The 26,016-nt window shown below is 67.6% G+C and carries 18 protein-coding genes; 2 read left to right on the plus strand and 16 right to left on the minus strand.

Annotation, left to right across the window (positions count from 1 at the left end):
* Window positions 1-54: 54 nt before the first annotated feature.
* Both ACWCPQ_RS28045 and ACWCPQ_RS28050 read right to left on the minus strand, forming a co-directional pair.
* Window positions 55-1,827 carry a WXG100-like domain-containing protein gene (locus ACWCPQ_RS28045; RefSeq protein ID WP_449904371.1) on the minus strand — a complete coding sequence of 591 codons (1,773 nt, stop codon included), beginning with the start codon at window positions 1,825-1,827 and terminating at the stop codon, window positions 55-57.
* 15 nt (window positions 1,828-1,842) lie between these two features.
* Window positions 1,843-2,808, minus strand: coding sequence for a C40 family peptidase (locus ACWCPQ_RS28050; RefSeq protein ID WP_449904373.1), 966 nt, complete (start codon window positions 2,806-2,808; stop codon window positions 1,843-1,845).
* A 192-nt stretch (window positions 2,809-3,000) separates the two neighbouring features.
* Here ACWCPQ_RS28050 and ACWCPQ_RS28055 point away from each other — a divergent pair, with 192 nt between their 5' ends.
* Window positions 3,001-4,146 (plus strand): hypothetical protein, encoded by a 1,146-nt coding sequence (locus ACWCPQ_RS28055; protein ID WP_449904375.1) that lies wholly within the window; start codon window positions 3,001-3,003, stop codon window positions 4,144-4,146.
* 512 nt (window positions 4,147-4,658) lie between these two features.
* On the opposite strand, the gene ACWCPQ_RS28060 is transcribed toward ACWCPQ_RS28055, so the two are convergent.
* The 9 genes from ACWCPQ_RS28060 to ACWCPQ_RS28100 all read right to left on the minus strand — a co-directional run bounded on the left by ACWCPQ_RS28060 (window position 4,659) and on the right by ACWCPQ_RS28100 (window position 17,569).
* A complete protein-coding gene (locus ACWCPQ_RS28060) occupies window positions 4,659-6,677 on the minus strand; it encodes a type VII secretion target (RefSeq protein WP_449904377.1) in 2,019 nt (672 codons plus the stop codon).
* Window positions 6,678-6,764: 87 nt separating this feature from the next.
* Entirely contained in the window at window positions 6,765-9,356 is a 2,592-nt protein-coding gene (locus ACWCPQ_RS28065) for a hypothetical protein (protein ID WP_449904379.1), read from the minus strand.
* A gap of 9 nt (window positions 9,357-9,365) precedes the next feature.
* Window positions 9,366-9,671 carry a hypothetical protein gene (locus ACWCPQ_RS28070; protein ID WP_449904382.1) on the minus strand — a complete coding sequence of 102 codons (306 nt, stop codon included), beginning with the start codon at window positions 9,669-9,671 and terminating at the stop codon, window positions 9,366-9,368.
* 19 nt (window positions 9,672-9,690) lie between these two features.
* A complete protein-coding gene (locus ACWCPQ_RS28075) occupies window positions 9,691-10,056 on the minus strand; it encodes a hypothetical protein (RefSeq protein ID WP_449904385.1) in 366 nt (121 codons plus the stop codon).
* A gap of 17 nt (window positions 10,057-10,073) precedes the next feature.
* Window positions 10,074-10,760, minus strand: a complete 687-nt coding sequence (locus ACWCPQ_RS28080; protein ID WP_449904387.1) for a hypothetical protein — start codon at window positions 10,758-10,760, stop codon at window positions 10,074-10,076.
* Complete coding sequence (locus ACWCPQ_RS28085) at window positions 10,757-11,152, minus strand: YbaB/EbfC family nucleoid-associated protein (protein ID WP_449904389.1); 396 nt, start codon at window positions 11,150-11,152, stop codon at window positions 10,757-10,759. Before ACWCPQ_RS28085 ends, ACWCPQ_RS28080 begins: the two co-directional genes overlap by 4 nt.
* Window positions 11,149-12,651, minus strand: coding sequence for a PPE domain-containing protein (locus ACWCPQ_RS28090; protein ID WP_449904391.1), 1,503 nt, complete (start codon window positions 12,649-12,651; stop codon window positions 11,149-11,151). Before ACWCPQ_RS28090 ends, ACWCPQ_RS28085 begins: the two co-directional genes overlap by 4 nt.
* A gap of 33 nt (window positions 12,652-12,684) precedes the next feature.
* Window positions 12,685-15,345: a hypothetical protein gene (locus ACWCPQ_RS28095; protein WP_449904393.1), complete on the minus strand. Its 2,661-nt coding sequence runs from the start codon at window positions 15,343-15,345 to the stop codon at window positions 12,685-12,687.
* Between the two features lie 10 nt (window positions 15,346-15,355).
* Window positions 15,356-17,569: a hypothetical protein gene (locus tag ACWCPQ_RS28100; protein ID WP_449904395.1), complete on the minus strand. Its 2,214-nt coding sequence runs from the start codon at window positions 17,567-17,569 to the stop codon at window positions 15,356-15,358.
* Window positions 17,570-17,983: 414 nt separating this feature from the next.
* On the opposite strand from ACWCPQ_RS28100, the gene ACWCPQ_RS28105 reads away from it, so the two are divergent.
* A complete protein-coding gene (locus ACWCPQ_RS28105) occupies window positions 17,984-20,299 on the plus strand; it encodes a hypothetical protein (RefSeq protein WP_449904397.1) in 2,316 nt (771 codons plus the stop codon).
* Between the two features lie 57 nt (window positions 20,300-20,356).
* Here ACWCPQ_RS28105 and ACWCPQ_RS28110 read toward each other — a convergent pair whose 3' ends face one another.
* Genes ACWCPQ_RS28110 through ACWCPQ_RS28130 form a run of 5 tightly spaced genes read right to left on the minus strand, consistent with a single transcriptional unit; the run spans window position 20,357 to window position 26,001 of the window.
* Complete coding sequence (locus ACWCPQ_RS28110) at window positions 20,357-21,799, minus strand: C40 family peptidase (protein WP_449904400.1); 1,443 nt, start codon at window positions 21,797-21,799, stop codon at window positions 20,357-20,359.
* Window positions 21,796-22,608 (minus strand): hypothetical protein, encoded by an 813-nt coding sequence (locus tag ACWCPQ_RS28115; protein ID WP_449904402.1) that lies wholly within the window; start codon window positions 22,606-22,608, stop codon window positions 21,796-21,798. The genes ACWCPQ_RS28110 and ACWCPQ_RS28115 overlap by 4 nt, the downstream gene beginning before the upstream one ends.
* Window positions 22,609-22,622: 14 nt before the next feature.
* Complete coding sequence (locus ACWCPQ_RS28120) at window positions 22,623-25,148, minus strand: ATP-binding protein (protein WP_449904405.1); 2,526 nt, start codon at window positions 25,146-25,148, stop codon at window positions 22,623-22,625.
* Window positions 25,148-25,744 (minus strand): hypothetical protein, encoded by a 597-nt coding sequence (locus ACWCPQ_RS28125; protein WP_449904408.1) that lies wholly within the window; start codon window positions 25,742-25,744, stop codon window positions 25,148-25,150. Before ACWCPQ_RS28125 ends, ACWCPQ_RS28120 begins: the two co-directional genes overlap by 1 nt.
* A complete protein-coding gene (locus ACWCPQ_RS28130; RefSeq protein WP_449904410.1) occupies window positions 25,741-26,001 on the minus strand; it encodes a hypothetical protein in 261 nt (86 codons plus the stop codon). The genes ACWCPQ_RS28125 and ACWCPQ_RS28130 overlap by 4 nt, the downstream gene beginning before the upstream one ends.
* Between the last annotated feature and the right edge of the window lie 15 nt (window positions 26,002-26,016).

A 26,016-nucleotide genomic window follows, 5' to 3' on the forward strand; every position in this document is an offset into this window, starting at 1 on the left:
CCACCGGCCGCCGCACCTAACTGTTCACCCGCGAGTTGTCTGCTCGCGGCTCGTTCACCCGCGCGGCGGCGGCCCTTCGTCCGCGTGAACCGGCGCGGCCACCGCTGGAACGGCGGCCTCCGGGCGATACGCCTTCCCCGCCGGTTCCGGTGCGGCGCCTTCTTTCTTCTCCGCACCGTCCTTTCGGCCCTGATCCCGTGCCGAGTCCGGCGATACGACAGGCGACGGCGTATCGCCGTCGGCCGCCACCGCGGGAACCGCCGGTTCGGTGCGTTCGACCGGCTTGCCCCATGGAGTACGCGCCGGTTGTTGCGACGCCGCGGCCGGACGCGCCGACCACGGATTCGGCCGGGCGGCCCGACGCCGCCGGCCACCCGCAGTACGGCCCGGCTTGTCACTCTCGGACGCGCGCCGACGGCCGCGTCCCGCAGGAGCGGCATTTCCGGCGCCACCGGGCGAACCGCCCTGCGCGGGCGATTGGCGATTCCAGGGGCTGGCCGGACCACCGGCACCGTCGGGCAACGCGCCGACCGGACCGCCGATCGCTCCCGCGGCAGCACTCGACGCCTCCCCGGCCCGAACCGAATCCGTGCCCGCCGAACCGCCGGCGCCGGACTCGGGCTGCTCGGCCCGGTTCTCGGCCGCCGCCGATTCCACTCCCGCCGCATCGGCGATCGCCGGCCCCGCGGCGGCCGCGGTCGCCGCGGTATCCCGGTCACTCACTGCCGGTGCGCGCTCACCTTGCGACTGGGTCGATTGCACATCTGCCGCGAGATTCCCGGCACCGGGATCCGGCGCCCGGAGGTCGGCGGGCGATCCCGGATCCGAACCGGCGCCCTGCATACCGTTGTTCCCGGCCGGGGCGCGGCCGGCGTCGGGCGATCCCGTCGCGCTCCCCGGCGGCGCCGCGGCCGCCGGGGACTCGCCGTCCACCCGCGCATCCGGGCCCGAAGCGGCACCCGTCGGCGCTCCGGGTATCCAATTCCGCGGTGTAGCAGCCAGTTCCTGCGGCACCTGCTGCTGACCCGGACCGATCGCGGCCGGGGAGTTCGGGATGATTCCGGGCGCCTGGGTCGCCGGCCCGCTCACCCCCGGCATCCCGACCGGGGTGGTGAAGTCCAGCGCCGCGACACCGTTCGCGAACTTCTCCGCGTGCTTCATGATGTCGTCGGCGTGATCGTCGAGGACTTGGGCGTAGCGGCGCACCTCGTCCGGATCGATGTACACGATATTGCTGCCGCCGGGCTCCACACCCAGCGCATCGGCAGCGGCGTTGTAGACGACACCGTTGATCATGTCCGCCACCGCGGCCTCGAGCGGTTCGATGGCCTTACCCAGCACTTCGGCCACGATGTAGCCGATGAGCATCTCCTCCATGGCCTTGATCAGCCGCCGGGCCGCGAGCGAAATGGACTGCCCCAGCGCCGCGGAGGCACCCGACGTCGCCACCGTGGCCGCCATGGTCGCGGCATAGGCGGCGGCGAGCACCACGAGTTCGGTCAGGACCGCGACCTTCACCCCAGCGATGACATCCGAGGCGATTTCCAGGGCCCGCGCCACCCCGCGGCACAGTTCGTCCAGCTTCTCCATATGCGAGGAGCTCAGATTCGCCCAGGACGCCACCAGCGCGCGGTACGACTCGCCCTGGTACACCGAACCCATCTCGCCGATCGCCCCGGTCGCCGCGCTGTGGGTGCCGGACACCTCGTCGGCGAATGTGCGCACATGGCCGGCCAGCTCACGGACCTGGTCTTCATTGATATCCGGATAGGGGACACCGATGAAGTTCAGGAACGCCGCCACCTCATGGGGTATTTCGATAGCCAAGGGCTACAGTTCCGCTCAGACGACTCGTACCACGACAGCGCTGGCCGGCATGGGGGAATAGGTCACCGTGGCACCGGAATAGGGTGCCTCGATCACCATACCGTTACCGGCGGCGAGCTGAACGTGTTCCGGCCCACGGGAACTGAACGATGCGGCCGGGAAAACCAGATCCCCGGCCCGCACATCGCGCGGGTCGACCCGTTCACCGGAATAGATCTGTTCATAGGTGGTGCGCGGCAGTACCACTTCCCCGTTCGTGGCCTGCGCGATGGCGTACTGGGTCAACCCGGAACAGTCGAACCCGCCGCCACTGGGTCCGCCGGCCCCGCCACCGCCCCAGATGTAGGGCAGGCCGAGCGCGCCGTCGGCGATCTGGGCCGCCCGGCCACCCTTCGACTTGTCCCAATTACGCCGGATACCACGGCGCGTGGGCTGATGGGTGACCTGTTGCGCCGACACCATCCGAGGTCGTCGCCGTCGCCGCTTCCGCGGCGCCGATGTCGTGGTCGTCCGGGCGCGCTCACTGAACGCCACCGGCGGCATTATCTGGGCCGCCTGTCTTCGTGCCGCGTCGATATCGGCGTTCACCTGCCTGGTCGCGTTCGTGATGGTCTGCTGAGCCGAATCGAGTAACGCCGGGCCGCTGAACCGGGTGTCACCGATGGTGGTGATCGCCTGGAGCCGCGCGTGGAGATCGGAGATCTGACTGCTCAACACCCCGCGTCCGTTGACAGTCCCGGTCCCCGACTCCGAGACGGTCTTGGTGACGATGCCGTCCCGGCCGTACTGGGTATCGAGCACCGTACGCTGGCTTCCGACCGCGTCACCGTAGCCGCGGGCACCGCCGCCGGACAGCCGGGTCAGATCCGCACCCATGGACTGCGCGAGCAGAGTGGACGCACGCTCGGACGGCTGCCCGGCCCCGTAGAGCCCGAGCAGCTCGCGCAACACACCGTGCACATCGTCGGTCAGTGCCGGCATGCGATCAGCTCACCGTCGCTCATCGCACCGACTTACCTCTCTGCCCCAGCACCCCGGGCAATTTCTCGGCAATTACGCCTATGTTGTCCGTTCGACTATGCGACAACACTCGTATCGGCGACACATCTCCTATTCCCACCTCTAGGAAGACAACACAATGAATAGGACATCACGGGAGGGCGACGACAGCGGATGAGTACAGCGACCGACGCGGATATCGACACCCCCGGAAACACGGCGGACGGCGGGCGTCCGCCGGGCTCCCGGCCGAGTGATCCACGCCCGGGTGATCCACGCCCAGGGCCTCCCGTTCCCGGCTCCGCGGAAGACCGGCCGACCACTCTGATCGGCAAGAAGGATCCCGCCACCGGGGAGTTCGTCTCCGCGAGCAGCGCCGGACCGGGTGCCGGCGGACCGGGCACCGAGGGCGGCCTGCTGGTCGCCTCGAAGGACGGCCCGGCGAAGCCCAAGTACACGGTCGAGCTGGTTCGGATGAAAGTGCAATCCGAAACGAACGATCTCGTGAACAGTTTCATCGGCGACGCCGAGGACGCGATGCAGAAATCGGTCGACGTACTCGGTTTCGGCCGGTCCGACCCACCGCCTCCACCGAAGGGCGGTAAGACACCGGACAAGATCCAGGCCGCGAACCTGCCCGGCTCGGGCAAGGGCTTCGAGATGTACCAACAACAGGTCTTCTCCGCCGGCACACGCCAGGACTCGCTGGTCGATATGGACGCGCAAGTGGACGGGACCTCGCAGCTGGTCGCCGCCGAACAGGCGAACACACTGCTGAAAATCGTGCATATCGAGAAGGACCTGAACGCCGCTCTGCTGACCGTCGCTTCGAAGAAGCTCACATCCGCCCAAGCGGCCGCCGTCATGGACCATATCGCGGCCGCGGTGACGAAGGTGAACGAAGTGGTCACGTCCGCGCAGGATGTGAACGTCGCCGCCGGTGGTGGCGGTGGCGGCTCGGGTGGATCCGGCGGCGGCGGTGCCGGGGCCGGAGCCGGTACGGGCGCTGCCGCGGCCGGCGGTCTCGGCTCGATGCTGCCGATGCTGGCCATGCTGCCGATGGCGCTGATGCCCATGCTCGGCCAGCTGCCCGAGCTGCTCGGGCAGAAGAAGGACGACGACAAGGACGGCGAGGACGAGGACGCACCACCCGGACAGCCCGCTCCCTCGGCGACCGGCCCGGCAACGGACCCGACAGCAGCCGCACCGCCCACCGGCGCGGCCCCCACACCGGGCGAGAACGCACCGCAGAATCCCGGCCAGGACGGCCCGCAGAACAATATTCCGTACGGCCCGACAGCTCCCAGCAAACAGGTATAGCAGTCGTATTGCAGTCGCGCCGAGACTGTTCCGGGTCCGGCCGTACCCGGCGCGATACCCGGGCCGGCCAACCCGGGCCGACTGCACGAGGCTCTCTGGCTAGAGGTCTGTCGGCGCGAGGGTGACCCACTGCCGGGGGCCGTGGAGCTACCGGACGAGCATCGGCGCCGCCCGGTAACAGTCCAGGGATGAACACAGCAGGACGGTCCAGCTTTCCAGCCGGACCGCATTTGTGTGCCCGGGCCTCCGGTACCGAAACACTTTCGTCACCCGACGGTTCCGCCGCCTTCTCACCCACCCCGAAGCGTGCTCGGACGCCGGGCCGGGGTGAACGGTTGTGCAGGCAAAACCTACTGAACGCCGGTCGATCCGGCCGCGCAAAGCGTTCGCACCGATCTCCGGGACCGGGCCGACGCGACACCGACGCCAGCCCCACCGCCGTTCCCGTGTCCGGGTGCCGGGATCCCGCAGCCCCCTTCCGCGTAGAACGAAAGGGGGCTGTCACCGGCAGATCAGGACGAGGAGGTCCCCTTCGATTCCGGAGGCGGCGTCACCGACGGTGGTACGGCACCGCGCGGCGGGCCTCCGGTCTCCGGGGCGGCGACCGCACCGGTCGGCGGGCCTGCGACTGTCGGCGGAGCCGGATCCGCGGCGGTACCGCCCTCTTCCACCGGGGCCGATACGCCCGATGCGCCGCTTTCCGGCCGAACCACCCGCTCCTCGGTATCCGCGGCCACGGTCGGCGGAGCCGCCACGAACGACGGATGGCCCAGGATCTGCTCGTGTGCGTACACCGCGTCGCGCAGCACCTGCCGGTTCGGCTCCTCCGCGAGAAGCGCCACCAGCTCATTGCAACGCCTGTCCCACACCATGACGCGCAGCGCGTTCACCTCGTCGTCCACCCGGATATCGCCGAGATCGACCCGGGCCACATCGACCCGCTGCGAGATCATCTCCGCGGCCAGGAGGTCGTCCGCGTCGCGGAGTTCGTCCCACCAGGCCTGCGGCACCTCCTCGCCGGCCTCCACCCGGGCCAGGATCCGGTCCCGGATCGCACGCGCACCCGTGGTGTCGAAATGTCCCGGGACCGAACGGCCGAGCTGCGTATGGGCATCGAGGGCGAGTTCCACACAGCGGGCACGAACCTGGGCATCGGGTACCGCCGCCACCGATTCCAGGGCGAGCTCGGAACCGGTGAGCCCGAGGCGATCGGTGGTATCGGGGGTGAGCACCCGGAGATCCACACCGTCGTCCGGCCCGACCAGCCCCTGCATGGCGACCTCGGACAACCGGCTCCGCAGGGCGGGATCGATCGGACCGGAGGAAGCGAGCGCGGAGAGCACCGCATTGGCTTTCGCACCCCATGCCCGGCCGAATTCGACCAGTACCCGCGCCGGGTCCGAGACCCCTTCCCACGGTGCGGCGATCTCACCGTCGGCGCCGAGCAGTTCGTCCCACAGCCACGGTGTGGACACCTGCCGCGGCAGGAACAGGCCGACGGGTAGCCAGCCACGACCCTCGTTGGACGTGATGAACATGCCGGCACCGGCGGGACCGCGCAATACCGCCACCGCCCAGGTCGTTCCGACCGGCACATCGGTGGCTGCGAGAACGGCACCGAGCAGGGTCTTGGCGATGACCAGATCTTCGTTCACCGCGTCGCCGACGATGTAGGCGGGCTCGGCTTCCTTGTCCTTCGCCGAGGACACCGCCGAGTTGAAGGGGGTCGGCCCCCCGACCACCGGAACCGGCGGACCGTCCTGCGCGTTCGCGCCGGGCGGGGTCGTGGTCGTTCCGCGGTCGTCGGCGGGGCCGGCGCCGAGCGGGCCGCCGACCATCGCACCGGCCGGCGGAACCGCGCCGGCGGCCGCCGGCGCGGCGGCGGCGGTGCTGCCGGCGGGCGCGGTCCCCGAACCCGCCGCGTGCTCAGCGGGCGGTACGGCGCCGGTACCGGTACCGGTTCCGGGCGTGGCGGTGGCGCCACCGGGCACAGCACCGCTCTGCCCCTGCCCGGGTGCAGCACCGCCCGGACCCTGTGCGCCGTTGTTCGCGGCCGCACCCGGATCCATCGGTCCGGTCGGACCGGTCGGCGGGAGTGCACCCGCCTCGTTTCCGGCGCCGCTGAGCGGCGGTGCGCCGATCCGGCTGATCGGTGCTTGCGCGGCCGGGCCGAACCCGGACGGGGCGGGATCGCCGAAGGCCCCGACGCGACCGTTGGAATCGTCGTTGGATCGGCCGACGCTCACGGCCGCCTCGTTGTCGGTCCGCTCGTAGGCGTCCGCGGACTCACGCAGTGAGGCCGCGGTTTGCTCGTGTTCCCTGGCCAGGCCCTCGCCGGCGCGCAGCCGAGCGTCGTAATACCGTTCCAGTGCTTCCTTGACCGGATTGGCGATCTTGCCGTAGGTGGGTTCGAAGTTGGCGAGCCATTCCGAGGGCGGCTGGGCCCACTCCCTGGTCTCGGCCGCTACCTGATCGTGTTGGAGGGCCAGCTGACGCAGTACCGCAGGGTCGATATCCAACCAATCCGGCATGCTCGATCAATCCTTTCCCACCAACGACTCTCATCATTGTCGATTCTTCCCAACGCTGGGGAGACCGTACGGTCGGGCGCGGTCGTCTCATCTCCGGCGGGAACCGGTGGTCACGGTTGCCCGCCGCGGCGCCGGTGGGGCCGCCGGCGGCGCCGCGAACAGCGGATGCCCCAGCACCTGCGCGTGCGCGTACACCGCATCGCGCAGCGTCTGACGTGACCTCTCCTCGGACAGGAAGAACACCAACTCGTTGCACCGGCGCTGGAAAGCGAGCGCGCGCGATATCGACAACTCCGACCCCGGATCGAGATCGGCCGCGTCGGAACGGAGTTCCCCGAGCCCGATCCGGCTGGTATCGGCGCGGTGACCGAGCGCGGTCGCAGCTATCAGATCGTCGACATCCTGGAGCTCGGCCCACCAACTGTCCGCGAAATCGCGGCCGTCACGCAGCGCGCGCAGGATCCGCAATCTGATCTCGGGTGCCTCCATCGTGTCCACCGTCGCGAGCTCCGCCCGCCCGACCCGGATATGCGCGTCGACCGCCAGTTCCAGACAGCGCACGGCGATATCGCGGTCGGCGACCCCGGCCGCGCGATCGAGCAGTCGGGGCGAGGATGTGATACCCAGACGGTCCAGCATGCCCGCGGCGGGACTGCGCAGATCCATGGTGTCCGAGGCCGCCACCGATCCCGCCAGCGCGACGGTGCCCAGCCGGGCACCGAGCACAGGGTCCATCGGCTGCGACGACACCAGCGCGGACAGTTTCGAACCGGATTTCGCACCCCAGGCGATCGCGAACTCCACCAGGATCCGGGCGGGGTCCGCGACGCCTTCCCAGCGGGACCCCTCGGAGACGGCCCACAACCAGGGCAACGACACTTCGGCGGGCAGGAAGAGCCCGGCGGGCAACCAGCCGCGGCCCTCGTTCGAGGTGACGAAGGCGCTGACCCCGCTGGGGTGACGCAGGACCGCCACCGCCCAGTCGACGCCGACCACCCAGGGATCGGCCGCGGCGCGGATCCCGCCCAGCAGAGTGCGCGCCAGGACCAGATCCCCGTCGACGCGTTCGCCCACCACGAAGGCCGGCGCGGAAGCCGAGATCATGGCCGCACCGACAGCGTTCTGCACGAGATCCCCCGGGCCGCGGTTCTTCCCGGCCCCCGGATCACTGTCCGGCACCGGCACGGGCTGCTTCCCGCCGGGCACCGCGCTGACCCCCGGCTGGGACGCGGACGCGAGGTTCTTGCCGGTGGCGCCCGGCCCTCGATGCGCTTCGATCGACCCCGGCGCACCCCGCCCGGCCTGCGCCGAGGTCACTGCTGCCGGAGCGGAGACAGCGCTGCTCACGGCCGCGCTGCTCGCCGGGGCCGTACCACTCACGCTCGCGCTCGCACCGGATACGGCCGGGGCCGAGGTCGCACCGACGGCCGGGCCCAGCGCCGCCGGGAGGACCGGTGCAACGGCGCCGGGCGAGGCGCCCTCGGCGTCCGGCTCCGCCGTCGTGAGAGCCCCGGCCGGCCGGGCGGCCCCGAGAACGTCCGGCGTATCGGCGCCATGGGGGGCCGAGGTCTCACGGTCGGGCTGCGAGGATTCGTCCGGTTCGCCGCTCTTCTCGCCGTCCTTCTCACTGCCCGGCGAATCGGCGGAGTCGTCCACGGCGGCCGTATCGGAATCGATACCGGTACCGGTTTCCGCGCCGTCACCACGGGTCTCACCGGGTGGGGGCTCATCCTCCCCCGGCCCCATGGGCTGCGGGACCCCGGAAACTCCCGATCCCTCCGGTCCGGGGTTGGTCACCACCGGCGCCGGAGCCATATCGGTCTGCCCGCCGGGATCTGTGAGCGCGGGCGGCATATCTCCCACACCCACCGGTGCCTCGATATCGAGAGGCGACGGCACACCGGGCATCGACGGACCCGGCTGCGGACGGAACAGATCGTCGAGCAGGTCGATGAGGATCTGCCCGAGGACGGGATCGGGCCGGACCGGCCGGTCGTGTCCGGGCGCCCACGGCCCGTGGTCGAACCCCGGGCCCCCACGGCGCGGCACATCGTGGTTCCGGCCGGGTCTGCCCGGCGCCCCGGGCCTCCGGTGCGGGGCACCGGGAACGCCGCCACCCTTACGCCACGGCCCCGGTTGTCCGAGCGCCTCGGCGATATCGTCCAGCCGCGGTAGCCCCTGCGGTCCCAGCGAATTCAGTGCGTTGGCGACGATATCGCGCACATCTCCCCGGGCCTCGGCCAGAATGGCATCTCTGGCTCGGCGATCCACTTCGGCTTCGGCCGCGTCGCCCTCTTCGCCGTCGTCGTTGTTGTCACCGCGGGTGGCCTGCTCGATCCGGTCGGTGGCCTTTTCGACCACATCGAGGATCTGGTTGCGGGTTCGCCGGACCACATCACCGAAGGTGTCGAAAGTATCCGCGGCGGCCGACAGCGCAGCCGCGAACGCCCGCGGATTCTGTTCCAGCGCCACGAGCGCCCGCCGAATCTCCGCCAGACCGACCGACTGCCGGACCGTCTCGTCGAATGCCTGACGTGCCTGCTCCACATCGGCCAGGTTCAGGGCCGCGGCGCCGTCACGGGCGTTGTCCGCCAGACCGTGCCAGGCCGACGGCGGTATCTGCGGCCAGCGATTTCCGACGATCCGGTCCCAATACGGGCTCGTCTGCTCCGGCGCCATCGTGTCCGATCAGACCGCGGCCGAGTGCACGGTGTCCCGGCCGTCGAGATCGGCGTTGTCGAGAACCGTGGTGCCGTATCTGGTGGCCTCGACGGTGATTCCGGATTGTTCCACGACATCGGACGCCGCGGCCGCGAAGGTGTCGCGAATCCAGTCCAGCTTTCCGGTCATATCGCGGTCCAGCGATGAATCGGCCTTCGATACCAGCATCAGGCTGTCCACCGTGGTACCGACATCGTCGGTCATCACCGTGAGCGCCCCGGCCGCATCACCGACGATCGCCTTCACCGCGTCGAGGGAATGGATGTTCACCATGGTCGTGTCCTGTCTGCGGTCAGGCGGGCCGGAGGCCGAAGGCCTCGTCTTCCATGGCCTGATAGGCGGCCTCGGTCGGCAGGCCGAACGAGTCGATCGTGTAGGAGCGAGCGCCGTTCGACTCCATCTCGCGCCGCAGCCCGAGCCGGGATTTGGCGTGCGCGAGCCCGGCGATCTTGAGGATCTCCGCACTCAGCCAGCTGTCGCCGTTGTCCTGCGCCTCGTCGGTGATGTGCAACCCGACGATCTCACCGTCGCGATCGCAGGCCACACCGACGGTGTGATCAGGGTTGAAAACCTCGTGGACCTGCGGAGCGGCTGCGGAACTCGTGGCCGGGACATCGCGATCGTCCTCGGTATCGTCGTAATCGAAATCTTCGTTCATCTTCTTCTCCTGCGGATCTATCCGGCTGCCCGGTCCAAGGTTTCCGACAGCGCCGACCACGGAGCATCGGCGATGGTCAACACCAGCCGCAGCGGCCACACCCGCGCTCCCATGTACATCTCACCGGCGCCGTCTCCGAGTAGTTCCAGATAATCGGAACTTTCCGCTTCGGAGTTCATCGACACCGTGGTCACCGGCGGATTTCCGTCGTCCACGCTGATGATCGAACCACCACCGCCGGGAATGAAGCTCTTGCGGCACCGCGGGCTGCCGCCGATCGCCACCTCGGCACTGTTGGTGGTCACGGTGATGTCCGGGTTCAGCATCAGCTGCGTCACCCAGGATCGCCCGGCCAATTCGGGCCGCTCACCGTTGATCCCGATGACCAGCGATCCGGCCAGATCGACCACCAGTATCTGGTCGCTGTTGGTGATACCGACGATCACCAGCCGGTTCGGACTCTCCAGCGGAGCCGGAAGATCATCGGCCGCGACCGTACTCGAATCGGCCCCGATACCTCCGTTGGCGGCCGGGTATTTGGTGACGATACCGGTGGCGACATCGACGGAGAAGGCGACGGCCGGGTTCGGCGCACCGGAACCCAGCGCGGCCAGCCGCGTGAGACCTTCCTCGTGCAGCCATCCGATGGCATCGGCCGCCGATACCGAATCGTCCGCCGCCTCCGCGCCTTCGGGAGCGGTCACCGCACCGCCTCGGCGACACCGGCCGGTTCACGACCGTCCGTCCCGCCGTCCCCGGCGCTGTCGGCGTCCCCGGCCGCCTCGGCGTGCTGGGCGTTCTCGGTGATCACGGTTTCCATGATCGCCTGATACTGCCGGGCGGCATCTCGGGTGCTCTCCCGGATGGCGGCCATGATCTCGGTCGTGAGTTCCGCGCTGGTGAACCGGCCCGCGGTACCGGGGGCCAGGTACAGGCTGGTGAGCCGACCCATCGCGTCGACCTCCGGGATGACGGTCCCGCTGGGCGAGGGCCGCCGGGCCCGCACATCGTCGATACGCTCCCGCATATCGGCGATGCGATGCCGTAGTTCGCGGGCCGCGTCCAGCGCGGCCTGCACGTCTGGGTGGATGCTCATGCATTACCTCCGGAGCGGCTGGGGGCCTGGTTGGTGGGCGTCGGGGTCGGCTGAGTGACCGTCGGCGCGATTGTGGGACGTTCCCCGATGACGGGTTCGGTATGCGGGGTGTTGTCGACGTACATCAGCCGGTCGGGATGCCAGGCGACCACACGGTTGCGTTCGTTACCGCTACCACCGCCGGCACCGCCCATCCCGCCACCCATGGGCGCCCCCATGGGCATCATGGGTGCGCCGGCGCCGGCGGCACCGCGACCGTACGCGGTACCGCCCGCGGCGCCGTCACCGCCCAACGGCAATCGGGCCGGCATCCCGGCATTGCCGCCGGTGGCGGCGGCCAAGGGCATCGCGGTCGTCGCCGAGAGCGCCTGGATATCGGACGTGCTGGGGACCGTGCTACCCGGCAACGAAGGCGAGAGCGAGGGCGACCCGCCGGACGGACCGCCCAGCGACGGTACCCCGTAGCCGCCGAGTCCGTAGTCGTCGAAGGAGTCGTCGTACCAGTCGTCGTCGGAAATATCCTCGGGCTGGCTCATGCCGTCCTGGCCGAGCTGCATCATCTGCATCAGCATCGGCAACATCTGTTGCAGCGAATCGCTGGAGCCCCCGGAACCGCCGGTACCGGTACCGGCCTCGGCCGCCGCACCCTGGCCCTGGGATGAATTCGCGATACTGGTACCGGTTTCGGTGGCATAGGACCCCGCGGCTTCGCCCGAGCGAACATTCAGTTCGTTGTACTCCGCGGTCGCGGCGGCGAGCGCGGCCTGGTTCTTCGAACGCGCCGCGGCCAGCATCCGCTTGCGCGCAGCCAGGATCTCCTCCGGCGTAGGGTGCTTGGCCTTGGCGCGCGAGAAGGCGCTGCCGTAGTCGTCGGCCCCCTGCGCCAGTTTCTCCATCGCGTCCCCCAAATGGTCCATCCAGCCGCGATATGTGGCGAATCGCTGGGCGACCTCCGTCCCGACCGGTGTCCAATTCTGCAGGATCGAACCCGCACTATCCATATCGGCGGACGCCTGGGTCCGTGAGCTGAGGTTGAACAACCGCACCGAATCGGCGAAACGGTGCGCGGGCTCCGGTCCCGGCCCGTTGTGCAACTGTTTGGCGAAGGTCAGCGGATCACCGGTGACCACCGGCATATTGCCCAGCCCCTCCGGTACCCGCCGGAACCCCACCGGTTCCACAGCCGGAACGGGGTTGGTGACCAGCTCACCCCCCGAGGCGTTGACACGACGAGCGCCCTCGTCGTCCGCACCGGAGTACGTGGAGGCCGCCGCACCGATGTGGTGGGCGTCGCGCTGGATCTTGTTCAATACCCCGATGGTCGCATTGAACAGCGATGCGGCCTGCGCATTGAGCTGCGGAACCGCCTGCGCCGAGATGGGGTCGGCGCCGGCCGGCAGCACCCATTCGCGTGGCATCGCCGCTCCGGTGACGCGCGCGAGGTCGGCCGACCGGCCCGCGACGGACACCAGTTCACCGAGATCGACATTCAACGGCATGTCCTGTCTCCTCTCACCATGGCTCCGCAGCTCCTAGACCGGCATCGCGAGCGCCGGAATATCGGCGGTCGTCTGGTCGCCGGAGGTCGCCATCGTCTCGGAGTCCTGTGGCTTGTCGCCCACAGCCTCCACCCCCTTCGGATGTTTGAAGCCCGCGAACTCACCGAAGTCACCTTCAGTATCGGACATCTCCTCCCGGTACTGCTGGAGTTCCCCGTTCACCACGACTTCCAGAGTGCCACTCTCGCCCTCTCCGAACGCGACCAGCAGGGCGGTCCGGTACGTCGGCTCATCACTGGACCCGGTATCCGGCTTGTCCTTCGGCGGCTTCTCTTCCTCGCCGGTGTCACCGCCGACGGTGACCATCGCGGCGGGCTGGATCCGTGGTTCCCCGTCGGCCCGCGCGGGCACCGGTTCCGGCTTCTGCGAATCGGTCTTCGGCTGCCGGATGATGAAGGTGGCGACGTCGCCGGTTTTCGGCGGGTACACCCCTTCGCCGATATCCTTCGATTTCTCCCATGCACCGGGGGTGCCCTTGTATGCGGCCTGGGCGTCGGTGCCGCTCTTGTTCGCGAAGGCCTTGTCCAGCGCCTGCGCCACGGTGGGTTGGACGCGCTGGGTCCGGCCGTCCGGGAACGCGTAGGGCACGAGGCCGTCCTCGCCGGGCATCCGCTGCGGCACGCCGCCGCCGGGCTGGGTGGAGGTGGCACCGTTGGGAGCACCGACCGGATGCTGCGTAGCGGGCTGGGTGGCCGGTGTCGCGGCGGCATTGTTCGCGGCCGCCTGATTCGACCACGGTGTGGTTCCCACCGGCTGCTGCGCCTGCGGCAGCGTCGGGACAGCGGCCTGGTCGAAACGGGACGGATCGATATCGTCCATCCGCCCGGACATATCGTTGTCGGCCATATTCCGCATGGCCTGCTGCTGCATCATCATCGGCAGCAGCGAGCTCATGAGATTACTCATCCCCATCGAATCCGCACCCAACCCGGCGGCCCCCGCCCCCAACCCGGCCCCGAGCTGGGAGGCGCCGGGATCGTAGGAGGCGGGCGTGATGTTCGACGGGGTGTTCGCGGACCCCGACAGGCCCTCGGCCTGGTCCCGGAACCGGTCGGCGGAATCCTTCAGATCCGACGTATCGGGGGTCGAGCCCGGGCCGGTGCCGAGATTGCCCGGATCCCACGGGTTGTTCACGCCGATCTGGGAACTGTCGGGGGTGAGGCCCGGGCTCTGCTGCTGGTTGGCATAGTTGCCGACCGAATCGGCCAGCCCCTTGGCGGCGGCCTGGTCCTGGGCGGTGGTCGGTTGGTTGATCAGCCCGGCCGCGGCATTGTTCTCCGCCGCCCAGCGCTCGAGCTCGTTGACGAGTTCGGCGAATCCCTGGCCCATCACGGAAATGAACTCGATATCCGAGTCGCCCTGCAGATTTGCCACAACGTACTGATTGAAACCGACGATCAGCTTGCCGACATTCTCTTTACCGAACGTGCTGACTTTCTCGACGGCCTGGATTGCGTCCAGGACACTCCCCTGGGTTTTGGTCAACGTTTCCGCCGCCTGGTTGAGCGAGTTCGACTTGTCCTGGTACGACGCGCCTCCGGCACTGCCCTTGACCCCCTCCACTGTCGCGGGCATCTTCGGAATGGGCGTAATCGTCAGTGTCTCCCGCTTCTTCAGATCTCCGAACATCTGATAAGTGTCCACCAGCGAAAAAGCGAAGGAGTTGGACGGACCACCGAACCACTCGGCAATACTCGGATTGAGCCCGACCGGCCGGAGCAGAAAACCCTTACCCGCCTGCGGGCTGGATCCCTGCTGGAACGGCAGCGTGCCCATCACACCGGCGGCCGCGGCAGGAGCGTAGCCGTCCCACTGCAGATCGACCTTGTTCACCGCCGCCCCGGGGGTGCCTCCGGCGGAGTCTTCCCACCACATGTCGTGGCTGCCGACATACATTCCGATCGCCGAACCGAGACCGATCAACGTACCGCGCTGCCACTTGCCGAAGTCTTCGAGGCTCTTACCTTTTTTTTCGGCGATTTTCTTGGCTTTGTCGAGGCCGTCCTCCGCTTTGCGCTGCGCGTCCTGGACCCCGTACCGGTCGGCTTCCGCGTCGTCGTTCTTCACGATCGCCTCGTCGAGCTCCCGCTGCGCATCGCGGGCCACGTCCTCAGCACTGTGCAGTTGCGATTCCTTGTCGGTGATCTGCCGCTGGATCTCGGCATCGCGCGGAGGCGGGTTCTGTGCCTTGAGGTCGTCCAGCTGTTGTTTCAACCGTTCGACATTGCGCTCGGCGTCCTCCGCCTTCAACCGCGCGTTTTCCAGACGAGGTTCCGCCTCGTCGAGCAGTCGTACATCGTCGTCGGCGGTCTTCTTGGCCGAGTCCGCCTCTTTCACGGCATCGTCGGCCGCGGTCTTGCCCTTCGTCAGGTTCTTGCCCCAGAAATAGCCGATGCCCGACCCGACGGCTCCACCTATCGCACCGTCCACCGCGCCGTTCCAGGCGTTGTTGAATCCGGCGCCGTCCTGGAACATCCTTCCGGCCGCGCCACCCGCTGCGCCGGATATCGCTCCCCCCACCATCTCTCTTACGAAGCCGCTTCCGGGCCCGAACTTGCTGGCCAACCCCTTGTCGACCAGTACGCTCACACCGACATCGACGGCGAATGCTGCAACATCGTTGAACCCGGACACTGAACCTCCCTCAGAGAGACACCACGGCGCCGGAATCGGTCTGGTCGACCGGCGCGGCGGGAACGGTTGTCACAGCGGATTCATCGGCCACCTTCTCGATGCCGGGCGGATGAAAAAGACCGACGAAACCGCCGAATTCACCCGCACCGTCGCGCATCTGCGACAGATCGGCCAGTTGCATCAACGCACCGTCGACCACTGCTTCGAGCAGGTCCTGCCCGTCGAACTGAACCAGCAGCGCGAACCTGTCTTCCCAGGCGCCGACATCGCCGGTCATGGTCTCGCTGGGATCTATGCGGCGACCGATCCGTTTCGGATCGCTCCACTCCGCCGGTGTCCCGGTGTACGCCGCGCGGGCATCGGTGCCCGCGGCATTGCCGAAGGCCGCGTCCAATGCTCGTGCCACGACCGCGGAGACCTCCTGGGTCCGGCTGTCGGGGAAGGTGTAGGTCACGTTGCCCTTCTTCTCCGGCGCGGTGGCGGGTACCGGCTTCCCCTGTGGGCGATCGGCCTCCGGGCGAGCCGAGACGGGTTTGGCATCACCGGGTGGCGGGGCCGTCGGCTGTCCCGGCGACTGCGTGGCGGGCGTGGCGGGCGTAGGGGTGGCCGCCGGTGCGGGTATCGCCATGGCCGATCCGTCCTCTTGCCGTTCTCGTCCCTCCCGGCGTCCCGTCTCCAGGTCGTCCTGGGCACCCTGGCGATTCCGGCCCATCATGGCCTGCATGAGCATGGGGAGCATCATCGATTGGAGAGCGGACCCCATCCCGTTGCCTGCCGCGGATACCGCGGGGGCGGCCGCGGCGGCGAGCGACGCGACGTCGGGCGTACTCGATGCCGCACCGAGCCCGTCGACTCCGGTGTTGCCGACTCCCGGAACATCGGCAGCCGGACGATCTGCGCCGGCGCCCGAGGACTTGTCACTCGTGAGATTCCACGGGGTGGGTGCGGCGACCGTCGACGGACTCGGCCGCGCCGTCGGCCAAGTCGAGGTCGGAGCGCCCGCGTAGTACGGGTCGGCGGCGCCGTTACCGGTGTTGGTCGTGGTCTGCGGGGCACCCGTTTGCTGTGCGCCCGTTTCCGTACCCGGCTTCTCGGCCTCCGTCTGCGCGGCCAGTGAATCGAATGCCGCCGCGTAGGCGGTCATGATGATCTCGGCGTTGTCGTAGGCGGCCTCGACGAGCAGGAACGCGTAGCCGTCCTCGCTCGGCACACCGGCGCCCAGCGGCGCCGGGTCGATCGTGAAGACCTTGAGATTACTGACGTCGGTCGCTTTCTGCGCGTACTCGGAGCATAGGGTACCGATACGCTTCATATCCCGTGGATCCGATTTGGCGAACGCTTCCAACGCCTTCACGACTCCGCTGAAATCGCTACGGCCCGCGCCGCACAGTTCGCTGGTCCGATCGTTCGCCTTCGCGACAACAGCCGCCTTTGCCTTCAAGTTGGTGAAGGTGTACTGCAGCTTCTCGACTCGCTGTGGATAGTTCTGGATCCCGGCTTTCTCCGCGCCGGAGATATCGCTGACTTCGAGTTCCTTGGGCAGCTCGAGTTTTCCCGGTTTCTCCCCGAAGCTCTTCCAGTACTCCGCGTAGGAGCCCGGCACCGTACGGTAGTTCGCCTCCATGGGCGGAGTGAGCGCGAGTCCTTCCGGTAGGCGATTCGGATCGGGCATCATGATGTGCGGCATCCTGTCCGGGATGGGCGACAGCTCTTGCTCACTGATATCGATCAGCTCGATATCGGGATATCCCATGTATTTATGCCATTTATCCATGACCTCGTCGGGAAATCCCTGGATCTGGTCCATGTAGTACGGAGTGGCCATCGTGTTCAACAGACCCATATAAGTCTTCCACGGCGAAAGGTGCGACCCCCCGAGCAGTTCGGGGATTCTGTGCATGAACAACCCCGACCGCTCGAACGCGACTTTGTCCACACTGCCGCCCAACGCCCGGGCCAGATCCAGCGAGTGTCCTTGGCGCAGGAACCCACCGACCATCCCCTTGGCCGCGCCTCTGAACGCGACCCCACCCAGGCCGCCGACCATCCCACCCGCGACACCGAGACCGGCTCCCAACAGGATATTCTCACCTTTGAAACCGGAGGCCACGCCGCCGGCGATACCTCCGGCCACCGCGGCACCGAGGGGGCCGCCGACAGCGAAGCCGGCGACGCTCACGGCGCCGACGACAATATCCCCGCCTATCCCATCCCAGAAGCCCACGGCCTCACCTGCCGATGGCTGTGACGAGCGCCGACGGCGTCATCCTGTCGTCATCGGCACTGCGGCAGGGCATTCGGGAGGAGTCGAACCGCGATCGCGGGCACCGGCAGCCGACCATGCGCGCTTCTCCTTCCTGACAGAGCTCATTGTCCGGGATTCCCACCGGGGGGAAACGATGACCTGGTACAACAGGTCATCATCGAGTCAGCGACTCGTAAACTGTGACGTGCACGATCATGCCCTCATTCCATCGAGGCCCGGATTCAGGCGCAGGAGGAACAACCGGATGACCCTGCGTTCCACACGGCCGGCGGCGAACGGCCGTCGCCAAATACCCGGTCCCGATATTCGTCGCGCGTCCGGGCGACTCGTCGTGACGGGTCGGGATCACTTCTGTCCGGCAGTGAGCGCGGTATGACGGCACCGGTGAGACCCGCACTGCTCGCCCGAGTCCGCGACCGCCGATGTCGCAGCGGCGAAGAAAGCGGCTGGGACCCGCTCCGCTGGTACCCCGATACGCTCGTCCGGCGAGCCCGCGAATGGCTGGCCGGACATCCCTGGCACCGGCGGGCCCTGTGGGTCGTCGGCCTTCTCTTCCTTTTCGTCGTATTCCCGGGAACTATCGGCGTTATCGCGACCGCGCAGGTCAGCAGCGGCGTCTCGCAGATCGACGGTCTCGGCTGGATGAACATCACCGATTCCAACGGCGTCCCGTTGGCGAGCTATGTCTTCGCCTCGAACCGGGGCAGTATCCTCAACCCCGGCTACACCGTGATGTGGACGCTGATCGGCCTGTTGTTCGTGGGCTACATGGCCATTGTGACCACCGGTATCTGGATAATCGGCTTCACCTTCGGTTTCACCTGGCTCGATATGTTCGCCAATGCGCTGAACGGTGTCGCCGCGGCGCTGTCCCATCAGATCGCCACCCCGATCGTGCTGATCACATTCGCGACCGGCGGCTCCTTTTTCGTGGGCTGGTTCATCGTGCGCGGCTTCCCCGGCAAGGCCACCATGCAGGTGATCTTCATGTTCGGTGTCGCTGTCATCGGCCCGGTGTTCCTGGCCGAACCCCTCGCCGATGTGCTGTCCTCCGACGGCCTGCTCACCCAGGGCCGGGATGTGGGTATCTCGGTGGCGGCCGGGCTCACCGGGGACAGCAACCCCAACCCGGTCCTGCTGGTGAAGACGATGCAGGAGGACCTGGCGGACAATTTCGCCCGGAAACCCGTACAGGTGTGGAATTTCGGGCAAGTCATCGACAATTATCCGGCCTGCGAATCCGCCTGGACTTCGGGGGTGCTCACCGGTAAGGACGAAAATGTCCTGAAGGGAATCAAACAGTGCGGTAACGACGCGGCCTATCAGCGGGCCGACAATCCGTCGATGGGGCAGGTCGGCACCGGCCTGATCCTGCTGGTCTGTGCGACATTGCTGCTCGCCTTCGCGATCTACCTCGGCTTGAAGGTCATGAAGGCGGCCCTGAACACGATCTACCACGGTTTCATGTCGATATTCGGCTTCGCGGCAGGCGGTTTCGTCTACGGCCCGACCCAGACATTCCTGGTGCGCAATATCGTCGACGGACTGATCGCCGCCGCCCGGATGACCGCGTTCACCATCTTTCTCGGCATCTACCTCCTGTTCATGAGCAATCTCTTCGACCAGGCGCAGGGCCAGGTGATGTCGGTCATCGTCATCGCCTGCGTCGTGGAGATCGTGGCGATCTCGCAGGTCAAGCGGCTCAACCGGAGCCTGTCCCGGGGCAACGACTGGGTGGCCAACCGGTTCTCCCTGGCCATTCAGGGCAGCGGTTCCGGATCGGGCGGCGGCGGGGGTACCGCGCTCGGGATGGGCGGTGGTGGCGGCGGCGGTGGCGGCGGCGGATCGTTGAGCGGTCTCGCCGCGATCGCCGCCCTGAACACCGTGAACAGCTCGCCGGTCACCGGGTGGCTGCTGGCCGCGACGCCGGGCCCATTGAACCCGCTGGCGCGCGGCAAGAAGAAATCCGACCTGGCCAATATCGCCACCGCGGACCAGCGCATCGAGCAGTACAAGTGGGGCGCGCTGGGCCGGGCGAACTGGCTCCTCAAAGCGCAGGCCCGGGCCGATCCGCACGGCGGTATGTCGGCGCCACTCGGAATCGCCAACGCGCTCGACGGCCTCGGCGACAGCCGGGTGCCGGACAGCTACCTGGCCGCGGTACTGCGAGCCGGCAATACGCCGGACGAACAGGTACACCAGGTGCTCCGGGCGCAGGCCGCCATGAAGGCCAGTATGTCGACCAACCCGTACGGCTGGGGACCGTTGCAGAAGGCCATCGCCGCATCCCGTGCGGTCGAGAACCACCTGCGGCCGACGGACACCGATCCGACCAAACGGGCGTTCGCGGCCCAGGCGGTGGTGGCCGCCGAGAACTTCGCCCGGCACACGAGCACACCACCCCCCGGTGCGGCGATCAACGAAGGATTCGTCAGCAGGGTCCGGCAACACTGGGATTCCGATATCGCGCTGCGCAATGCGATCAGTGCGGACGAATGGAACGCGGTCGGACGCGATACCCGCTGGGCCATCGCCAGCGACGTCTCCGAATCGTTCCGGAAGTCGGCGGTCAACTACTACAACACCCCGACGGAATCCGCCCGCCGCGAGCTGGCGAGGTGGAGTACCCGAGTAGCGAATCTGGACCACCTGGATCCAGCCGGAGGCCTGGACCCCTGGGATTCGTAACCGCCCGGGAACGATTCGGGGCCCGGTGGATCTGTCCACCGGGCCCCGAATCTCTGTTCAGGCGAAGCGCCGGGCCTCGTAACTGCGCGGCAGACTCGTGATCTTCACCGTCTCACCGCTTCTCGGCGCGTGGACCACCTGACCGTTGCCGATGTACATCATCACGTGGCCCGCCTGACCGTTCTTCATACTGGTCGCCGGGAAGATGAGGTCGCCGGGTTGGAGATCGCCGGGATTCACCGCCGGCAACCGCCGGTACTGCTCGTCGGCCGTACGTGGGATGTTCACGCCCGCGTGCGCGGCGGCGTATTGCGTGAGCCCCGAACAGTCGAAGCTGTTCGGGCCCTCGGCGCCCCACACATAGGGGTCACCGATCTGGGCGAGTGCGGTCTTGACCGCGAATTGCGCCCGTTCCGAACCCCCTTGGGCCGTGGCGGCAGCCACGTTGAACTTGACCCCTCCGGGAAGTTCTTTGCCGATGATGTTGTACAGGTACTGGTTGGTGAGCTGATCGATCGCCGAGGCAGCGTCGCCGTTGTTCGCCGTTCCCCCGGATACGATCTTGTGCGCGGTCTGCAGCGCCGCCGTCAGGATCTGGCGGACCTTCTGCTGTCCCTCTTTCGTATAAGCCGTCGGACCCAACTCGGCCAATGCCTCGTTCGTCATCTTCAACAGCCGCCGCACCGCGTTCTGGTCGACCTTGTTCGAGGAACCCAGGGTCGAGAGGTAGTTCACGAACTGTTTGTCCAGATTGTTGAAGGCAGTGGCGCGATTGGCCTGGAACAACCGCTTCGCCTTGACCATTGCCGGACCGTCACCACTGCCGGCAGCCGCATCGGTGCCCTCGTCTCGCAGTTTCTTCATGCCGGGGTCGGTCGGCTCGCCCTCCCCGTAGACGGACTCCAGCGCTTTCAGCGCCTTCATGGCCTCCTGGGACTCAGGATCCAAGGCGGTGCCACCGAATGTGGCGGCAGGGGCGGCGCCACCGGAACCACCACCGAGTAGACCTGACAGCGCTGAACCGATCATCGGGAGCAGCGCGGCCCCGGCCATCATGGCCATGGGCGCAAGCTTCTCCACGGTCTCCGGATCGACCAGCGGTTCGGGTTCCGGCTGGTCCGCGCTCCGGGCGGGGGGTGCGGGCGTGGCCACCGGGGGCGGCGCGGCGGTGGCGGGCACGGGCGACGGGGGTGGCGCAGCAGGCGCCGCCGGCGCAGACGGAGCCGGCGCGGCGGGCACGGGTGCGGCGGGCGCCGGCGCGACGGTGGCCGGGGCGGCGGGCGCGGGACCGGCTGCCGGCGGCGCACTCCCGTTCGGGTTCGGCGAGCCAGGGGGTATCGAGGGCGCCCCCGGACCCCCGCCGTTCTTGTCACCGTTGCGGCGTTGCTCGCCGGGTTTCGACTGCTCCCCCGGCTGGGAATCACCGCCGTCCCGTTCCTCCCCTATGAGAACGGCCTCTACGGCCTCTATCGAGAACGGCCCGATTTCTGCGCTGGTCACGCGGCAGCCCCCAAAACCCGTTTGATCTGCACTTCGGCACCCTCGGGAAGGGCGAGACGCACGAACTTTCCACTGTCCACGGTGACCAGCTCACGGGGTCCGAGCGCGATGCCGACCCGCGTCGCTCTGCGGTCCCTGTACTCCCAGAACACGAGGTCGCCGGCAGACGCCGCTTCCGGAGCGACCAGCTGCCCGCAATATCCCTGATCACCGACGACTGCCGGTAGCACCACGGCGGAAACGGCTCGACTCGGATCGCCGCAGTTCTCCATCGCGACGGCCGCCGGCGCCCGGGTCGGAACGCACTGTCCGGTCGACCTGTAGATCGAGGCGCTGTAGATCACATCGCGGGCATAGTCGGCCATTGTCGCGGTGCCACCCGCCTCGGGATATCGCTGCGCCAGCTCGGCCGCACAGACCGCCTCCCAACTGGCATTGACCTGCTGCCACGGCTCATCCTGTAGCGGCGCCGATTTCATCGCCGACTGGCAGGCCAGATCCCGGTCGGTGACGTTCGGGTCGTTCGGGTCGAAATTCAGCTCCGCGTACGGATTGGCGGTCGGCCGCGGCGTCATCGGCTCCGGCCGCGCCGTGGTCGTTGTGGTGGTGGGCGAGGGAGAAGCACCGGGCTCCGGCCCGAGAGCGATATCGCACTGCAGGTTGTAGTGCCGTTTCCCGGCCGACATCATCTCCCCCAGCGGGACGAGTGCCGTGATGATGCCACCACAACAGCAGATCAGCAGAACCGCTACCACGATGAGTACACGCGTCGAGCCGTTGATGCCGTCAGATTTCGATCCGTCTGCCACCGTTCACCCCTCGGTCACCGCACCGCCTCCGGCTCCAGTCGATCGGTCTTGGCGACGACGGTCGGGGTACTGGTGATGGCTTCGGCTCGGTCCGTTCGGGCCGGGCCGAGGACCTTACCGCGCCCGATCCGGTTCAACGCATCGCGCATGAACATTTCGCCCCGGCGTTCCTCGGGTACCTGTCGTCCCGCGCCCACCGGTGGCGAAGTCTCCTCCCGCAACGCCTGCAGCAGGAACGGAGCCTCTTCCAGATCGACCCCCAGCCACTCCAGGCTGTTCCGGGCCAGGGTCTCGTCGCGCTGGCGGAAGACGAAGCGGTTCGGGATCAGGTTATGGGCGGCACCCTGGAAGTCGGTGGCGGGGTCGTGCGATGCCAGACCGATCGCGGCGAGATGTTTACGACCGTCACGGCTGAAATCGGAGGTCACGGCCGAACCCACCTGGGTCTGGGTGAAGTGGTGCGCCTCATCGCCGACCAGCAGACCGAACCGGCCGTTGTCGGAGAGGAACGCCTCCCGGGCGGTCACGCCGACCAGCTCGTACAGTGCGGTCCCCAGTCGTTTGGTGAGCGGCAGCCGGTTGTACAGATGCGGGGTGGTGAGTTCCTCGGCGGTCGGCAGTGCGAGCCGGTGGCTGCGCACCACCGTGGCCGCGGCGTCCAGGCGGATCGGTGCCAGATTCGGATCGAAAAGCACCGGGACCCGCTCCACGATGGTTCCCAGCCGGGACGCGAGATCGGAGTACTCCTCCAGCGAGCCCGGTTCGTCGCGCAGCCGCCGGACCACGTGGAACAGGTCCAGCAGACTGGTTATACCGTGTTCGGCGACCCCACGCGGCGAGAGCAGATTACTGATGACCGCGCCGGTACCGGAGGTAGGCGACAGATCCAGCAGCGGTAGCACGGAGTCGAGCGCACGTTCACCGGCGACTCGCGGATCGAAAAGACGCAGCGGATCCAGCGATACCGTGGGGTTGGCCAGGTCGATGATCACGGCGTCGTCGATGGCCGAGGCGAAATGCTCCCATTCACCCACCTGACTGCGGTCGATAGCGAGGAACTGGCCCCCCATATCGTGCACGAGGACGGCCATCAGCTTCAGGAAATACGACTTGCCCGAACCGAGTTCGCCGGTGACCGCGAACGAAGCGGACAGATCGTGCAGCGCCGCCTCCATGATCCCGAAATGGATCGGCTCGAAATGCCCGGACAGCAGATTGATACCGATGACCGGGCCGCTGTCGTCACCGATCTGGCTCGTGGTGAAAGGTACGAAACCCGCCCACATATCCGATGGCACGATATGGGCGAAATCGTCGAATGCGCGCCGCGGCGGGCTACCCGGTACGAGCAGCGACCAGAGGTCCACCTGCGCTCCCACCGGCGCGGTCATCTCCACCTGGAACCGCTTGTACCGGCGCCGCAGGGTATTGACCGCGTCCATGGTCTCGTCCCGCGAGGGCCCGCCCACGGCGATGACCGTGGTGAACGACACCTCCGATTCGCCGCCGTTCACCTCGAAATGCTGGTTGTACTCGCCCAGCATCTGAGCCTTGGACATCAGCGTGTTCTGCGCGAAGGAGATCTCCTGGTCGCGCTGGTCCATCTGCTCGCCGAGTCGGCGCAGGTTGATCTCGTTGGCCTTCAACACCTGGTCGGCGGGTTTGGTGGAGATGCGCATCCCCCAGTCGACGGTGACGTCACCGAGACCGTCGATCACATTGAGGAATTCGCTGCCGCCGGGAAACATCATGCCCGCGTACGGGAACGAACGCGGCGTGAGCATCGCCTGATAGGAAGGCCGATAGCCGGTGTCCGGCTGTACCACCTTGATCACCGGAACGAACGACGGTCGCAGCCGGCGCTGGGAATCGGCGCGAGCGCCCTCGTCCAGCGCCGCGGATTTGAACACCGCCGCGGTCGCGTCGTCCAGGGCTCCCGCCCGGGTCGGGGCCACCGGATCGCCGACCGCGCCGCGCGCCAGATAGTGCTCCCAGAGCCACTGGAACAGCGCCGCCGGCACCGGCACCGGATCGAAGTCGCCACCGATACGGGACAGGATCTCGTTCGCCTCGGCTTCGTAGGCATCCAATTCGGCCCGCGAAACAGCCGTGGCGTCGATCGTGGTGGTACTGCCCCGCCACATACGCGAGATCGCCGAGATACCACCGGTGCCGACAGTGCCCACCGGGAACGAGAGCAGGAAGATCCGCGTCTGCGGGGAGATTGCGCGGACCCGCTCGTAGGACGCGAACACCTCGTCGGCGTAGTCGGCGCATTCGTCGAGGTCCACGCCCTCGACCATCTTGCTCAAGACGTCGATCGTGTTCTGCCGGGCCTGGATGCCCAGCAGCAGCGATCCGTTGGGCAGGTTGTTGACCAGCGAATGATGCGCCAGTTTGACATCGAATTTATCGCTGGCCTTACGCAATCCGTAGCCGAGCGGAGTGATGAAATAATTCGCTGTGACCAGCCCGGTATGGGTGAACTGCAGATGACCGCGAATCGCGGCCGTGGGCTGTAGATCTCGGTTGAACCCCATCAGCGTCCCTCTCCGCTCTTCGATCTCCCCCCGTTACCACCGATCATCGTCCGCCAATTGGAGGGCGTACCGGAAGCGGTGGCCGGCTCCACCACTTCCACCGGTCGCATGAAGCGGCTCGTGCCCAGCATCTCGAGGATCTGACCGCCGCGGGCGGCGTTCCGTTTGCTGCGTTCCCGCGCCGACACCGGAGCTGCCGGCTCGTGCGGCAGGATCGCCACCACCGTCTCCTCGACGAACATGGTGATCCGGGCCGATTCCGGGGTGACCGGCATCCCCGAGGCAAGAGCCGGTTTCGGGTAGAGGATCAGTCGGCCGAACCAGACGAACCGGGACAACAGTCGGACCCCGGTATAAGGGATCAGACCCAGTCCGAACCCGATCAAAACGGTCAGCGCCAAACCGACCAGGAAGGTGATCGCCGGATTGACCGGCAGGGTCATCGCGCCGAGGCCCGTGAGGATCAATCCCACGGCCACCCCCGCCACCTGCGGCAGCGTGTAGGGCCCGAACGGCAGCTTCTGGCCGTTCTGGGCCTTGCCGATCATGGTGGGAACACGTTTTACCGGCGTGAAGACCTTGATCACCTGGGTCACCTATAACCACCCACGGGGTGGTCCGGCACGATCATGTTGGCGTCGCCGCGCGCGTAGTTCACCAGTGTCGGCAACATCCAGAACAGGACGGCGGCCAGGATCGCCGAACCGGCCACACCGAGGACCTTCGCCGGGGACAGTTTGGATTTCGCGGCCTCCGAGATCATCACACCCATCGAGACGATGGTGATCAGGATCAGGCCCGCCCAGCGGACGAAGACGAGAATTCCGTAGAGGATATTGGATATATTGCCCATGTGTTGGTCGCCTCA

Source organism: Nocardia sp. NPDC001965 (assembly GCF_053594175.1).

Bases quoted from the DNA above. Each gene is read 5' to 3' on its own strand.
- ACWCPQ_RS28050 (WP_449904373.1), bottom strand. From the start codon at position 2,808: ATGCCGGCACTGACCGACGATGTGCACGGTGTGTTGCGCGAGCTGCTC.
- ACWCPQ_RS28055 (WP_449904375.1), top strand. From the start codon at position 3,001: ATGAGTACAGCGACCGACGCGGATATCGACACCCCCGGAAACACGGCG.
- ACWCPQ_RS28060 (WP_449904377.1), bottom strand. From the start codon at position 6,677: ATGCCGGATTGGTTGGATATCGACCCTGCGGTACTGCGTCAGCTGGCC.
- ACWCPQ_RS28065 (WP_449904379.1), bottom strand. From the start codon at position 9,356: ATGGCGCCGGAGCAGACGAGCCCGTATTGGGACCGGATCGTCGGAAAT.
- ACWCPQ_RS28070 (WP_449904382.1), bottom strand. From the start codon at position 9,671: ATGGTGAACATCCATTCCCTCGACGCGGTGAAGGCGATCGTCGGTGAT.
- ACWCPQ_RS28075 (WP_449904385.1), bottom strand. From the start codon at position 10,056: ATGAACGAAGATTTCGATTACGACGATACCGAGGACGATCGCGATGTC.
- ACWCPQ_RS28085 (WP_449904389.1), bottom strand. From the start codon at position 11,152: ATGAGCATCCACCCAGACGTGCAGGCCGCGCTGGACGCGGCCCGCGAA.
- ACWCPQ_RS28090 (WP_449904391.1), bottom strand. From the start codon at position 12,651: ATGCCGTTGAATGTCGATCTCGGTGAACTGGTGTCCGTCGCGGGCCGG.
- ACWCPQ_RS28105 (WP_449904397.1), top strand. From the start codon at position 17,984: ATGACGGCACCGGTGAGACCCGCACTGCTCGCCCGAGTCCGCGACCGC.
- ACWCPQ_RS28120 (WP_449904405.1), bottom strand. From the start codon at position 25,148: ATGGGGTTCAACCGAGATCTACAGCCCACGGCCGCGATTCGCGGTCAT.
- ACWCPQ_RS28130 (WP_449904410.1), bottom strand. From the start codon at position 26,001: ATGGGCAATATATCCAATATCCTCTACGGAATTCTCGTCTTCGTCCGC.